General features: G+C 61.1%; 14 protein-coding genes. 4 read left to right on the top strand and 10 right to left on the bottom strand.

Features of this window, described 5'->3' with window-relative positions; all coding sequences use genetic code 11:
• Positions 1–1,095 (top strand): ABC transporter ATP-binding protein/permease (locus tag ACC569_RS05870; protein WP_372522564.1); only part of this gene is annotated, 1,095 nt, incomplete at its 5' end.
• Positions 1,096–1,304: 209 nt separating this feature from the next.
• Here ACC569_RS05870 and ACC569_RS05865 read toward each other — a convergent pair.
• Entirely contained in the window at positions 1,305–1,670 is a 366-nt protein-coding gene (locus tag ACC569_RS05865; RefSeq protein WP_372522563.1) for a TusE/DsrC/DsvC family sulfur relay protein, read from the bottom strand.
• Between the two features lie 197 nt (positions 1,671–1,867).
• On the opposite strand from ACC569_RS05865, the gene ACC569_RS05860 reads away from it, so the two are divergent.
• The 3 genes from ACC569_RS05860 (at position 1,868) to ACC569_RS05850 (ending at position 5,487) form a co-directional block, all read left to right on the top strand.
• Complete coding sequence (locus ACC569_RS05860; protein WP_372522562.1) at positions 1,868–2,947, top strand: AAA family ATPase; 1,080 nt, start codon at positions 1,868–1,870, stop codon at positions 2,945–2,947.
• Positions 2,948–2,963: 16 nt separating this feature from the next.
• Positions 2,964–4,190, top strand: a complete 1,227-nt coding sequence (locus tag ACC569_RS05855; protein ID WP_372522560.1) for a VWA-like domain-containing protein — start codon at positions 2,964–2,966, stop codon at positions 4,188–4,190.
• Between the two features lie 142 nt (positions 4,191–4,332).
• Positions 4,333–5,487 (top strand): sulfur reduction protein DsrS, encoded by a 1,155-nt coding sequence (locus tag ACC569_RS05850; protein WP_372522559.1) that lies wholly within the window; start codon positions 4,333–4,335, stop codon positions 5,485–5,487.
• 15 nt (positions 5,488–5,502) lie between these two features.
• Here ACC569_RS05850 and ACC569_RS05845 read toward each other — a convergent pair whose 3' ends face one another.
• The 9 genes from ACC569_RS05845 to ACC569_RS05805 all read right to left on the bottom strand — a co-directional run bounded on the left by ACC569_RS05845 (position 5,503) and on the right by ACC569_RS05805 (position 14,466).
• The gene (locus ACC569_RS05845) at positions 5,503–5,811 is read right to left on the bottom strand and encodes a segregation and condensation protein A (RefSeq protein ID WP_372522558.1); all 309 of its coding nucleotides are present in this window, start codon (positions 5,809–5,811) and stop codon (positions 5,503–5,505) included.
• Between the two features lie 113 nt (positions 5,812–5,924).
• Entirely contained in the window at positions 5,925–6,599 is a 675-nt protein-coding gene (locus ACC569_RS05840) for a lytic transglycosylase domain-containing protein (protein WP_372522557.1), read from the bottom strand.
• Positions 6,600–6,792: 193 nt separating this feature from the next.
• On the bottom strand, positions 6,793–7,158 hold the full coding sequence (locus tag ACC569_RS05835) for a cupin domain-containing protein (protein WP_372522556.1): 366 nt from the start codon (positions 7,156–7,158) through the stop codon (positions 6,793–6,795).
• 183 nt (positions 7,159–7,341) lie between these two features.
• The gene (locus ACC569_RS05830; RefSeq protein WP_372522555.1) at positions 7,342–7,923 is read right to left on the bottom strand and encodes a TMEM175 family protein; all 582 of its coding nucleotides are present in this window, start codon (positions 7,921–7,923) and stop codon (positions 7,342–7,344) included.
• A 27-nt stretch (positions 7,924–7,950) separates the two neighbouring features.
• A complete protein-coding gene (locus ACC569_RS05825; RefSeq protein WP_372522554.1) occupies positions 7,951–8,217 on the bottom strand; it encodes a hypothetical protein in 267 nt (88 codons plus the stop codon).
• A 216-nt stretch (positions 8,218–8,433) separates the two neighbouring features.
• On the bottom strand, positions 8,434–8,685 hold the full coding sequence (locus ACC569_RS05820; protein WP_372522565.1) for a GlsB/YeaQ/YmgE family stress response membrane protein: 252 nt from the start codon (positions 8,683–8,685) through the stop codon (positions 8,434–8,436).
• Positions 8,686–8,833: 148 nt separating this feature from the next.
• Entirely contained in the window at positions 8,834–9,241 is a 408-nt protein-coding gene (locus ACC569_RS05815; protein WP_372522553.1) for a GIY-YIG nuclease family protein, read from the bottom strand.
• Between the two features lie 462 nt (positions 9,242–9,703).
• Positions 9,704–13,666, bottom strand: a complete 3,963-nt coding sequence (gene purL / locus ACC569_RS05810; protein WP_372522552.1) for a phosphoribosylformylglycinamidine synthase — start codon at positions 13,664–13,666, stop codon at positions 9,704–9,706.
• Positions 13,667–13,686: 20 nt separating this feature from the next.
• A complete protein-coding gene (locus tag ACC569_RS05805; protein ID WP_372522551.1) occupies positions 13,687–14,466 on the bottom strand; it encodes an MBL fold metallo-hydrolase in 780 nt (259 codons plus the stop codon).
• Positions 14,467–14,491 lie beyond the last annotated feature (25 nt).

The raw sequence follows: 14,491 nt of genomic DNA, 5'->3' as shown, positions 1-14,491 counted from the left end.
TACGACGAAACCCTGCAATCCTGGGAAAAGGCCGCGGTCCGCAACCAGACCTCGCTGTCGCTGCTCAACATAGGCCAGGGCGCGGTTATCGCCGTGGGCGTCACGATCCTCATGCTCATGGCCGGCCAGGGCGTGGTCCGCGGGACCATGAGCATCGGCGACCTGGTGCTGGTCAACGCCTTCCTCATCCAGCTTTACATGCCGCTGCATTTCCTCGGCTTCGTCTACCGTGAAATCCGCCATTCGTTGGCGGACATGGAACGCATGTTCGGGCTGCTGGAACGCGACACTGAAGTCAGCGACGCGCCCGATGCCCGGGAACTGAAGGTCAGCGGCGGCGCGATCCGCTTCGAGCATGTCAGCTTCGGCTACGACATCCGGCGCCAGATCCTGCAAGACGTCAGTTTCGAAGTACCCGCGGGGCACAAGGTGGCGGTGGTGGGCGCGAGCGGAGCCGGCAAGTCCACGCTGTCACGGCTGCTGTTCCGGTTCTACGACGCCACCACCGGACACATCCTGATCGACGGCCAGGACATCCGCGCGGTGACGCAGAAAAGCCTGCGCCGCGCGATCGGTATCGTGCCGCAGGACACGGTGCTGTTCAACGACAGCATTTATTACAATATCGCGTACGGGCGGCCGGACGCGGTGCGCGAGGAAATCATCGAGGCGGCGCGGGCGGCGCACATAGACCAGTTCGTGGAATCGCTGCCGGACCAATACGACACGACGGTAGGCGAGCGCGGCCTCAAGCTCTCCGGCGGCGAGAAACAGCGCGTGGCCATCGCGCGCACGCTGCTGAAAAATCCGCCGATCCTGGTTTTCGACGAGGCCACTTCGGCGCTCGATTCTCGCACCGAAAAGGCGATTCAGGCCGAACTGCTGGAAATCGCCACCAACCACACCACCCTGGTCATCGCCCACCGCCTCTCCACCATCATGGACGCCGACCAGATCCTGGTGATGGAACATGGCCGTATCATCGAACGCGGCACGCACAACGATCTGCTCATGCGCAACGGCGCCTACGCCCACATGTGGGCGCTGCAGCAGCAGGAAGAGGAAGTCGAGCGGCTCGAGGCGGCAAGCAACTGACGCATCGAATCACGGGATAAACCGGGCAGTCGCCTCCCACCCATACCGCCAGGAAAGTTATAAACAAGCGCCGTTCGCCCTGAGCTTGTCGAAGGGTGAACGGTATATATGAATTCGTAGTCCTCCGTTCATGGTTCGACAAGCTCACCACGAACGGAGGACTTGATCAGTGGCTCCTTAGCGGCAGGAAGGGAGACAGACGCCGGTGTTTACAACGCTGTCCCAAAGGAGGAGTTCACGCTGTCCGGAGGCGCCGGCAGTCCCGCGATCTTGCTCGCCTGGGTGATGACGCCGCCCGGGAACAGGAGATAAAGATATTTCCGGTCGCCTTTCCTGGAAAATTTCTCCTCCAGAGGTTGCAGCAGATGACGGGCGTGCTGCACCGGGCCGTTCAGCCGGTAATGGTCGCGCAGAAAATTGATCACTTCCCAGTGTTCGGGCGTGAGCGTGATGCCGAGATCCGCCGCCGTTTTCCTGGCAATATCTTCCGACCACTCGCCCATCCCGAGCATATTGCCCGCCGGGTCCTGCTCCAGCGAACCCTCGCCAACGATAAACTTCATGATATCAGGCATGTTTCACCTCCTGGCTGTACTGCTGCCCCACTAGGATTGGACGATGTTTTATCTTATACGTATCCGTCCAGAACAAGTCCATGCCGCTTTTCCCCCATTTTTCATTGTCCGCCGATAATCGTGCATGGACGCTCGGCAACGGCAAAATTATACTCTCATCCACGAGCCGTTTCTAAAAAGCAGTCACCGGAGATTCCATGCGCCCAGCGCTTATCCTCGCCGTCCTCGAACGCGAATTTCAGAGCACCCGCGAGGGTCATCATACGCCGGTCATGCTGTGGGGGCCGCCCGGCGTGGGAAAATCGCAGATGGTGGCGCAGGTGGCACGGAAATACAGCGTTCCGGTCATCGACATCCGCCTCTCGCAAATGGAACCGACCGACCTGCGTGGCATCCCGTTCCGCGTCGGCGACGTCGTGGAATGGGCCATCCCGGCGATGTTGCCGGACGCTCAACGCCACGGTGCCGAAGGCATCCTGTTTCTCGACGAGATTACTTCGGCGGCGCCGACCGTTTCCGCCGCTGCTTATCAGCTGATCCTCGACCGCCGCCTCGGGGCGTACCAAGTGCCGCCGCATTGGGCGATCTTCGCCGCCGGCAACCGCCAGGGCGACCGCGGCGTCACCTACAGCATGCCGGCACCGCTCGCCAACCGCTTTTCGCATTTCTCGGTCGAAACCCATCTCGACGACTGGGTCGCGTGGGCGTACGCCAACAATATTGACGAGCGCGTCATCGCGTTTCTGCGGTTCCGTCCGGAACTGCTGTTCGATTTCGATCCGGCGCACAATCCCGTGGCGTTTCCGTCGCCGCGCTCGTGGGAGTTCGCGCACCGCGCGCTCGCGAAATTCGGCGACCGCCCGGAGCTGCTGCTGGGCGGGCTCGAGGCCTGCGTCGGCCCCGCGGGCGGCGTCGAGCTCAAGGCCTTCATCGACAACCTCGACAACCTGCCGGACATCGACGCGATCGTGAATGGCGCTTCCACCACCGTGCCGAAGGAGACCGACCTGCAATACGCGGTAGCCGCGGCGCTCGTGGGACGCGCGATCCGCGCCAAGGGCAGCAGCGACGAGGCCAAGGTGTTCGGTAACATCCTCGACTACGCCGGCCGTTTCCCGAGCCGCGAGATGGGCGTCATGCTGGTCTCGGACATGCAACGCGCCGTCGGCGAGAAACTGTTCGCACTCCCGCAATTCGCGCAGTGGGCCAAGAAGATCGCCAGCGTGATGATCTTCGACATGTGGCAGAAGCCACCGGCCGCGGCACGCACGCCGTAATCTTTCCCGGCGCGCCATGACGCATCAGGACGACATCGAGAACAAACTCGTCGCCGCGCGCACCTGGCTGATCATCGACAAGCCCTTCCTCGGCGCGCTGGTGTTGCGCCTGCCGCTGGTCGAGGCTGATCCCAAGTGGTGCCACACCACCGCCACCGACGCGCGGTCGTTCTATTACAACCGCGACTATATCAAGGCGCTGTCCTTCGAGCAGACCAAGTTCATCCTCGCGCACGAGGCACTGCACTGCGCGCTTTCGCACTTCGCGCGCCGCGAGCATCGCCACAAGCGCCGCTGGGACCTGGCCTGCGACTTCGCGGTCAATCCCTTGCTGATGGCCGACGGACTCACGCCCGCGCCGGACGCGTTGATACTGGACGCGTACAAGGACATGACCGCGGAAGAGATTTATCCCTGCATCCAGGAAAACGCCGACGAAGAACCGATGGACCAACACCTCTACGATCAGGACGACAGGCCGCACGGTTCTGGCGATCGTGACGACGGTGAAGGCGGTCGCGGCGAGGAGCAGACCGATGACAATGGCGGCAGCCATGGCGAGCCGGATGCGCAGGCCGGCGGCGCGCCGCAGCCACCGCCGCTTTCCACCCCCGAGCGCGATTCGCTCGACAAGCAGTGGCAACAGCGCCTGGCCTCGGCCGCGCAGCAGGCCATGCAGGCCGGCAAGCTCGGCGGCTCGATGGCGCGCATGGTGGATCACCTGCTGCAGCCGCAGCTGCCGTGGCGCATGCTGCTCGCGCACTACATGACGCGCGCTTCGCGCAACGACTACAGCTTCGCGCATCCATCACGGCGCGAGGGCACCGCGATCCTGCCCGGCCTGCGCAGCCAGCACATCGATCTGCTCGTGGTGCTCGACACCAGCGGCTCGATTTCGGACGACGAGATGCAGGAATTCCTGAGCGAGGTCAACGCCATCAAGGGCCAGGTCGGCGCGCGCATCACGCTGCATTCCTGCGACGAAAAACTGGCGGCGGAAGGTCCCTGGATCTTCGATCCCTGGGAAGACGTAAAATTGCCCGGAAAATTACCGGGCGGTGGCGGCACGCGCTTCACGCCGGTTTTCGAATGGGCCGAGTGGCAGGACCGCGCGCCGGATTTGCTGGTTTACTTCACCGACGCCCGAGGCGAATTCCCCAAGATCGAACCGTCCTACCCCGTGCTGTGGCTGGTCAAGGGCAAGGAGAAGGTGCCCTGGGGTCAGCGTATTCAGTTAAACTGATTTAATGAACAGGATTAACAGGGCGAAGCGGGGTTGTCGCCGAACGGGTGCAACGGGTTTGGTTGCACCTTGGGCCACAATTAAGTGTCTTCGTCTGTTTCCGGCTCGCCCTGCTTAATCCTGTCTAATTTTTATTTATAACGTGGAACTCTCCAGCGAAGACCTGCTGCGCCTGAACGTCCTCCTCGCCAACGACATCGAGGCCATCCGCATCGACGAGCAGCACATGACGGTCTACGGCCTTGCGCGCGGCAACGAGGCGCGCATCCCGCTCTGCCCCAACTGCCGCCCGGAGAAATACCTGCGGCTGGTGCGCGAGATGCTCTCGAGCCACGTGCTCGGTTCGCCCGGCGGCTATCCGGTGTTCCTGCAACGCTGGACGCGCATGGGTCAAGCGCGCGAGGCGCAGCTCGACAAGTTGCTGCTGCTCGGCGAGCCCGAGGCTGTGATCGCCGTCGCCGGCGCGGCGGGGTTGAGCGACGATCTCGCGCGCCGCGCCTGGTGGGCCATGCCGACCGCAGATATCGCGCGACGCCTGCTCGAAAAAGATGTCGTGGTCAAAGGCAGGATGGGCCAGGAGCTCGCCGCCTATCTGGTGGAATACCTGCCGTTTGAAACCGAACCGCTGACGGTCATCGCCACCGTGCGGCTGATCCTTCAGTCCGGTCTGATCGACACCGAAGCCCGCGGACGCATCTTCCGTCTCGGCACGCACCGCAACGCCTACCACATCGGGTTTCTCGACGCCGTGCCGGACGAACTGCCCCAGCCGCTGCCGGCGCGCGACGACTACGCCGGTTACCGCGACCGGCTGGCCGCGCTCGTTGAACACGGCAATGCGTACGCCGCGTTTCTGGCGAAACTGCTCGATGCTCCGGGCCAGACCTTTCTCGCTGTCTCCGAAGCACAGTTGCAACACCCGGTAGACAAATACACCGTCGCGGCGCTGATGGACATCATCGGGAATTACTTCAGGCCGGCGCGCTGCACCGCGGAGCCGGCCGGGGAAATCGACGCGGCGTTGAAATGCACGGAAAAGCTGATGGCTTCCGCGCGCGATGAGCTCAAGGCTTTGCTGGAAGGGGTACCGGAATTAAGGGAGGAAATCGGCGCCATGCTCACGCTGGCGCATGCCGGTGAACGGCTGGTCACTCCCATCATCGCCGTCACCACCGCGAGCGGCACGCTGCTGCGACGCAAGCTCGAACCGGTGGTTAATCCCGTGCTGCAGCAATACGCGGTGCTGCGAAAAACCACGGACGCGCCGGCAGGCGGCAGATCGAACCGGCGAACTTAAGGAAGGTGGTACGGGCTATTTCTTGTCCGGATCTTTCTTGTTGTGGCCGATTTTGGTAATCGGCACCACGACATTCTTCTTCGGCTCATCCACGTAGTGGGGGCGCATGCCCATGGTCTTGCCAGCGTCCTCGACCAGTTCGCGCTCGCGCGCGGCAACCAGCTTGAGACACTGGCGTATGCCTTCGATGGTCCGGTCGGACAAGGGATGCTTCAGGCCCGGCTGGGTGGCGGTGTCCTTCACGACGTCGGTCAGCACCAGCTTCATGACTTTCAGAATCTGGAATTCCTTGCTCTCGAGGGGATTGGTTGGATCGTCACTCATGTCCTTGCCCTGCCAGCGCGGTATACAGGCGTAAGACCATCGCATTGATGGTCTTGTTATACCTGGGTTGAATATGCGCCGGCAGGTTACAAGGAAAGGCGCAGCTTGGCAAATCAGCCGCCGTCCGACGGGTTCGTGGCGATGGTGATGTAGCGATATTTGGGCCGGTACTGGCGCTGGTAGGACAGCACCTTCTTGACGTAGTTCTGCGTTTCCTCGTAGGGCGGAATGCCGCGATACTGTTTCACCGCGTTCTCGCCGGCGTTGTAGGCCGCGATCACGAGAATCGGTTTGTTGCCGAAAGTGTCGAACAGATATTTCAAGTGCTGCGCCGCGGCGCGGACGTTCTCCACCGGATTGTAAATATCGGTCACGCCATAACGGGCGGCGGTGGACGGCATCATCTGCATCAATCCGCGCGCGCCCTTGCCCGACACGGCGTAAGGGTTGAACGCAGACTCGACCGTCATGATCGCCTTGACGAGCGTGAACTCCACGCCGTATTCGTCGGCATAACGCCGGATGAGCCGGTCGTAGGTGGATGCGTCCTCGCGGAACACCGGGCTGTTCTTTTGCGCCGCGAGTTTTCCAGCACCCTTCACGTCCGGCGCCACGCGCACCACGCGCGAATGCTTGGCGTTGATTGGATGATCGGTGATCACGCGCGTGCCGTCCGGCATCTCGTAGACGTATACCTCGCCCTGCGCCGTGTCACAGACAACAAACAACGCCAATAGCCCGAGGGCTACCACGCTGTGGCGCGCCGATGGCAGTCTGTTTTTTAGCATCCGTCAGATATTGCTGAGGTTTTGTACCAATATAGCGTGCAACTCCCATGCCTGGAGCGGGTTTTCAGAGGTAGCGCTAACTTCCTGCCCGGCCACAGGTTTTTGCTGCCGCAAAACGTCAACGACTTGAAGCTGCCTCAATAGGAGGCAGAGAACGGCAGAACTTGCCGTAGAACGCCCCGAGACAGGGAGCTTACTTATCCAGGAGTTCGGTGTCGTCGTGGGAGTACGGCGGGGAACAGCAGCACAGAATCTTCAATTCCGTCGCGCCGGTATTATCCACCCGGTGCGGCGTCCCGGGCAGAATACAGATCGTGTCGCCCGGATTGATGGCAAATATCTCATTGCCACGCACCATCCGCCCCTCGCCGGCGGTGACGTGATAAATCTCCTCGCTGCGATGATGCTTGTGCAAACGCGTCCCCTTCCCCACCGCCACGATGGCTTCCGCCAGGCTCTGGTTGACGTTGCCGTGCACATTCGGATGCATCAACTCACGGATGATGGAACCGTCCTTGGTGGTGAAGGATTTGACGCTGGCGTAGCGGCTCTTGTGCATTCGGTTATATTAACCGAACCTTCGATGGCAAAGTAGCGTGCGCTGCCTCCCCGAATCCTGTCGTCATCCCCGGAGAAAGTGGCCATAATTTACGCCGTCATCTCCGCGAAGGCGGAGATCCAGGTCTTGAATGGTATCGCGCGCTTTGTGCGTGATCTCAAAACCTGATTGCGTACGGCTTTTTCATTTCCCGCCGGCCAGCACACGTTCGATACGACGGTCAGGCACCAGCCATAATGCCGCTACCAGAACAAACAGCGCCTGGGAAACCCAAGTGGCAAAAAAAGCAGCGGATATTGCAATAACATAAAACAGAGGGGATAACTTTCCCTTGAGGTCTCTGCCCACGGCTCTAGCGAGCAGGGACTCCCGACCGTGCCTGGCGATGATTGCCTGCTGCAAAATCCAATACGCCACCGCGGCCATCAACAAAACCATGCCATACAGGGCGGTTGGCATGGCCGCAAAGTGATTTTCGCCCATCCATCCGGTCACGAATGGAAACAGCGACAACCAAAACAGCAGATGCAGGTTGGCCCACAGGATCGCACCGCTCACATGCTCCGTGACATGCAGCATGTGATGATGATTGTTCCAGTAAATGCCGAGATAGATGAAACTCAATACATAACTGAAGAAGACCGGCAGCAACGGACGCAGCGCTGCTAAATCTGCGCCATGCGGCACTTTCATTTCCAGAACCATGATAGTGATGATGATAGCGAGCACGCCATCGCTGAAAGTCTCCATTCGGTTTTTGCCCATATCAGCTCTCTCGGTAGTGAATTCTTATTATGAAAACTTCCACTGGATGAATAGCGCCGCTGCTGCGGGCAATGAGAATATAAGCAGAAAGATCGGTAGCTCTTCGGTGCCCGAGTAGCCCACCCGGGTCACGCCGATCCACATATTGATTCCGGCAGCGACAAGCCAAATCGGGATAAAGACTTTAACGGCGATATTCATTGTTGCCACGCCATTGCTCCCAAGTAATCGCGCGGCACCGATACAAACAGCAAGCAGGAGGAAGCCGCCCAGAATGATGATAATTGTGCGCATCACACATCTCCTTGTGATTGGCAAACAACCTACTTGACAAGAATGCCAAGTTTTATTCTCAAAAAAAGGTGAATTAAAGGGGCCAGGATCAATTATTCAAGAATATTGGGCCTGGCCCCTTTAATTTTACACTTCTTCATAAAACCGCGTCGCGCGCTGAAGGTCAGAGACGCCGAGGGTTACAAAGCTGAGACGGGGTTCTATATTGCTAGGTTGTTATGCCTTCTTAATTATGCCGATGATGAATAGCAGTAATGCAGCCCCGACAGTTGCCATAACTATTGCACCAATCAATCCACCCGCCGAGATGCCAAGTAAACCAAATACAAAACCACCAAGTACTGCACCTATAATGCCAATAACGATATTGCCCATCAGACCAAAACCACGGCCTTTCATAAAAGTTCCAGCTAACCAGCCTGCTACGGCACCAATTGCCAAAAATATTATCAATCCAGTTATATCCATATTTTCACCTCTGCTGTCGTTGTGAAATGATTGAGAATTAAAGGTGAAAACGGCCAGGATCAATTATTCAAGAAATTGAGCCTCGCCCCTTTAATTCACCAGCGCTTTTGATTCCTACGGTGCCAGTTCGACAGGCAGGAGACTTTCATCAGCTGCCCTTCCTACCACCATTCCATGGAGGAGACAGATCGCGAATCAGACTGTCTTCCAAACCCGCCGCCAAGTTCAAATGAAAGCGGCCGTAATGCAACAACCCATTATCCGGCAGTACAAAAATTGCGACCGGCGTGCTTGAGTTTAAACAGTTTATTATGTTTGTTTGATTCTTTAAGTTCACAGGCTTCGTCGCGTACTTATAGTTATCGATTCGAGCTCGGAGTGCCTGCGTTGTTTTTCCGATATACATTACCCGTTCGTTTGCTACGAAAGCGTACAACACATTACGTGCTGTCAAATACTGGGACTCCAACTCGTAATCTATACCACCTTCGCGCAACTGCCATTGCCCGGCCTTGACGAAGCCAATCGTTTTCATCTGGTCCAATTCAGGCGACATTATTGTCTCGTGTGGCCTAACTATAAATTCGATTTCAAAATCGCCATATAAGCTGACGCTTTACCCTATATAATTGGCATGGTTGTGCTTCCCGCCATATCAGTCAAGCAGGGCATGAAGTTGGTTGGTTTTTTTCGAGTCCCGTAGCCGCCGCCGAGCATCGCAGCCGGAATCGGGGTATTCGCGAGATTTTTGATCGAGCCCGAGGCGCGTTTTATGCGCCCGGCGAGTTAGGCGAGCGCCGATTCCGGCGAGAAGCGCAAGGAGCAGTCGGCGGCTCCGGGGCGTGCTTTCTTTGGTTTCTTTCTTTGCACGAGCAAAGAAAGAAACCCGCCCGCGGTGCGGGGAACCGCAATTAATACGCCGCCGAAGGCGGCTCGAATAAAATCAAAAGCCGCCCAGTGGGCGGCTTTTGATTACCCCTCTCCCTAGCCCTCTCCCCCCCAAAGGGGGAGAGGGAAGTTAGCCCACCCACACCCTCGCATTCCTGAACATCCGCATCCACGGCCCGTCCTCACCCCATTCATCCGGGCGCCAGGAATTGGCGACGGCGCGGAACACGCGCTCGGGGTGCGGCATCATGATGGTGAAGCGTCCATCCAGCGTGGTGAGGCCGGTGATGCCGTGCGGCGAGCCGTTGGGATTGTACGGATAGGTCGGCGTCAGATTGCCGCGGTTGTCCACGAAACACAGCGCCACTTGCTTGTCCAGAATCACCTGCTCGATGTGAGTGGGATCGCGGAACTCGGCAAGTCCTTCACCATGCGCCACGGCGATCGGCAGCATCGAACCCTGCATGCCCTGCAGGAAGATCGAAGGGTTCTGTGGAATCTGCACCCTGGCCACGCGCGCCTCGAACTGCTCCGAGGCATTGCGCACGAAATGCGGCCAGCGCTCCGCGCCCGGAATGATGTCGTGCAGGTTCGACATCATCTGGCAGCCGTTGCAGATGCCGAGCGCGAAACTGTCCTGGCGCGTGAAGAACGCCGCGAATTCATCGCGCGCCCGCGTGTTGAACAGAATCGACTTGGCCCAGCCCTCGCCAGCGCCGAGCACGTCGCCGAAGGAAAACCCGCCGCAGGCGGCGAAACCTTTGAAGTCCTTGAGCACCATGCGTCCATCGATGATGTCGCTCATGGTCACGTCCACGGCGGTGAAACCGGCGCGGGTGAACGCAGCGGCCATTTCCACCTGGCCGTTAACGCCCTGCTCGCGCAGGATGGCGATGCGCGGCTTGACCCCGCGTGCGATGAAGGGCGCGGCGATTTTCTCCTCGGGGTCGAAACTCAGCTGCGCGCTCAGGCCGGGATCGGTCATATCCAGAAGGCGGTCGTATTCCTCCTGCGCGCACTGCGGATTGTCGCGCAACCGCTGCATATGGTAGCTCGTCTCGGACCAGGCGCGCTGCAGGTTCACGCGCGAGTCGTAGAAAAATTCCTTGCCGAGATGGTTGAAGCTGACGATGTCGTCGTTAGTAATGGTGCCGATGATGTGCGTGTGGCGCGCGAGGCCAGCTTCCTTCAGCGCGCCGATGATGCCGTCGCGCCGCGCGCGCGGCACTTGCAGCACCGCGCCGAGCTCCTCGTTGAACAGCGCCGCCGCAGGGTCGCTGCCGAGATCGGAGAGATCGACGCGCACGCCGGTGTGCCCGGCGAAGGCCATCTCGCATATGGTGGCGAACAGGCCGCCGTCGGAACGATCGTGATAGGCGTAGGCGAAGCCGAGTTCGTTCAGCGCCTGGATAACGTGGAAAAACAGCCGCAGCACCCGCGGGTCATCCACGTCCGGGGCCTCGTCGCCGATCTGCCCGTACACCTGCGCCAGCGCCGAGCCGCCGAGGCGGTTGGCGCCCTTGCCGAGGTCGACCAGAATCAGGTCGGTCTCGCCCTGGTCGGTGCGCAGTTGCGGCGTCAGCGTCTTGCGCACGTCCATGACCGGCGCAAACGCCGTGACGATCAGCGACAGCGGCGCGGTCACGGCGCGCTGCTCGCCGTCGGCGTCCTGCCACACGGTTTTCATCGACATCGAATCCTTGCCGACCGGAATCGAAATGCCGAGCGCCGGGCACAGCTCGAGCGCCACCGCACGCACGGTGTCGTACAGCGCGGCGTCTTCCCCCGGATGGCCGGCGGGGGCCATCCAGTTGGCGGACAGCTTCACGTCCGGGAGTTTCTGGATGCGCGCCGCGGCCAGGTTGGTGAGCGCCTCGCCGATCGCCATGCGTCCGCTGGCGGCGGGGTCGATGAGCGCCAGCGGCGTGCGCTCGCCCAAGGCCATGGCCTCGCCGGTGTAACCTTCGTAGCCGCTGGCGGTGACCGCCACGTCGGCCACCGGCACCTGCCACGGGCCGACCATCTGGTCACGGCACACCAGCCCGGACACGGTACGATCGCCGATGGTGATGAGAAAGGTTTTATTGGCAACGGTCGGAAGCCGCAACACGCGATAGGCCGCTTCCTTGAGATTGAGCTCTTTGGTCTTGAAGCGTTCGAGCTTGCGCTTGACGCGCTGTACTTCGCGCTGCATCTTCGGCGGCTTGCCGAACAGGACGCCGAGGTCCATGTCGATCGGTGTCGCCATGCGTTCGGCGAGCGCGGCATCCGCCGTCAGGTTCCGGTTCGATCTGAAGTAGCCGTCTTCCAGCACCAGATGCCGTGCTTCGGTCGCTTCGCCGACCATGGCATAGGGGCAACGCTCGCGCTCGCACAACGCGCGGAAGGTTTCGAGCTGTTTCCCGTCCACCGCCAGCACGTAGCGCTCCTGCGCCTCGTTGCACCAGATCTCCATCGGCGACATGCCGGGCTGGTCGTTCGGCACCGCGCGCAGGTCGAATTTGCCGCCGCGACCGGCGCCATTCACCAGCTCCGGCAACGCGTTCGACAAACCGCCGGCGCCGACGTCGTGAAGGGAAAGGATGGGGTTTTCCTCGCCCAGCGCCCAGCATTGATCGATGACTTCCTGGCAGCGCCGCTGCATCTCGGCGTTGGAACGCTGCACCGAGGCGAAATCAAGCTCCTCGTGGCTGGTGCCCGTGGCCATGCTCGAGGCCGCCCCACCGCCGAGACCGATCAGCATCGCCGGTCCGCCGATGACGATGATCTTCGCGCCCGCCGGGATGTCGTGTTTGTGGACATGCTGTGCGCGGATGTTGCCAAGGCCGCCGGCGAGCATGATCGGCTTGTGATAGCCGCGCACTTCGTCGCCGACTTGCATCTCGAAAGTGCGGAAATAACCGCCGATGTTCGGGCGGCCGAATTCGTTATTGAAGGAGGCGCCACCGATGGGGCCTTCGAGCATGATCGCGAGCGCGCTGACGATGCGCCCGGGCTTGCCGTGATCCTGTTCCCACGGCTGCACCGCGCCGGGGATGCGCAGGTTGGAAACCGAAAAGCCGGTGATGCCGGCCTTGGGCTTGGCGCCGCAGCCGGTCGCGCCTTCGTCACGGATCTCACCGCCCGAGCCGGTGGCCGCGCCGGGAAACGGCGAGATCGCGGTCGGGTGGTTGTGGGTCTCGACCTTCATGAGGATGTGGGTGTCGTCCTCGTGATAGCTGTAAACGCCGCTGCCCGGCTCGGGGAAAAACCGCCCGCTGCGCCCACCTTCGATCACCGCGGCGTTGTCCTCGTAGGCGCTGAGCGTACCCTTGGGGTTGGCGGCGTGTGTCTGGCGGATCATGCCGAACAGCGAATACTCCTGCGGCTTGCCGTCGATGATCCAGTCGGCGTTGAAAATCTTGTGCCGGCAGTGCTCGGAGTTGGCCTGCGCGAACATCATGAGCTCGACGTCGGTGGGATTGCGTCCGAGGCGCGTGAAATTTTCGACGAGGTAATCGATTTCGTCTTCCGACAGCGCCAGTCCCCACTCGCGATTGGCCTCGACCAGCGCCTCCCGTCCGCCCGCGGTTACGTCCACCACGCGCAGGGCAGAGGGCGCGTCCTCGCGGAACAGCTGCGACGCCTGCGTGAGATCGGGCAGCACGTTCTCCACCATGCGGTCGTGGATCAGCGGCACCAGGTCTTCGCGCTCTGCGGCGCCCAGCGGACTGGCGTCGGTTTTCGTGAAATACCAGGCAACGCCGCGTTCGATGCGCCGGATCTGCTTGAGGCCGCAACAATGCGCGATGTCGGTGGCCTTGGTGGACCAAGGCGATATCGTGCCGAGACGCGGCACCACCAGCAGCAGCTCGCCGCCCGGCTTCGCCTGGGCGGCCCTGGGGCCGTAAGTCAGCAGGCGCACGAGCACGGTCTGCTCGCGCGTGCTCAGTTCGCCCTCGAGGGCCGCGAAATGCCAATAGAGCGCCGTGACATTGGCGATGGCCGGCACGCGCGCGCGCATCTCCGCCAGCAGCTTGTCGCGCCGGAACGGCGACAGCGCCGGCGCGCCGCGCAACGACAGGATCGGCGGGGCTTTCGGAGCTTCAGTCATTCGGTTCGCCATGCGGCCGGCTACACCCAGACTTGGGAAACGTTGTAAAAGGCCAGTCCTTCGTCCTGCTCGGCGACGTCAATCCATTCCGGCTCGCAGTCCATGGCTTTCGCCAGCGCCGCGCGCGCCAGCGCCGGCGTGTTGTTGGTCTCGCTCAGGTGCGCCGCGGCCACGTAGCGCAGGCGCGGCGAGGCGATTTGCGACAACAAGCGCGCCGCCACTCCGTTTTCCAGATGGCCGTGCTCGCCGGCGATGCGCGCCTTGAGCGACGGCGTATAGGGACCGTCGCGCAGCATGCGCGCGTCGTGATTGCATTCGAGCACGAGCGCGTCGCACTCGCTCAGCATTTCCACGACATGCGCGGTGATGGAACCGATGTCAGTGAGAAAACCGAAGCGCGTATCGCCGTCCGTAAAAACGAACTGGCACGGCTCGCGCGCGTCGTGCGGCACGGGGAAGGGATGCACCTCGATATCGCCGACGGCAAAGCTCTCGTGCGGATTGATCAGGCGGATGTCGGCGTCCGCGTCGAACTGGCCCTTGAGGGCGGAGAAAGTTCCGGCGGTCATCCACACCGGCACCCCGAAACGGCGCGCGCAACTGGCGACGCCGCGGCAATGATCGCCGTGTTCGTGGGTGATGAGGATGGCGCTGAGCTTGTCGGGGCTGCGGTCATGGCGTTCGAAGCGCATCGCGGTTTCGCGCGCCGAGAATCCGCTGTCGAGCATCAGCAGGGTGCGACCGCATTCGATCAGCGCGGTATTGCCGCGGCTGCCGCTGCCGAGAATGCCGAACCGCAATCCGGCGCGCTCAGCCTGTGTCCGT

It is taken from the genome of Sulfuricaulis sp., assembly GCF_041499725.1.
In the GTDB taxonomy this organism is placed as follows: Bacteria; Pseudomonadota; Gammaproteobacteria; order Acidiferrobacterales; family Sulfurifustaceae; genus Sulfuricaulis.
The sequence above is the reverse complement of the archived record's forward strand: the minus strand, read 5'-3'. Positions and strand labels throughout refer to the sequence as shown.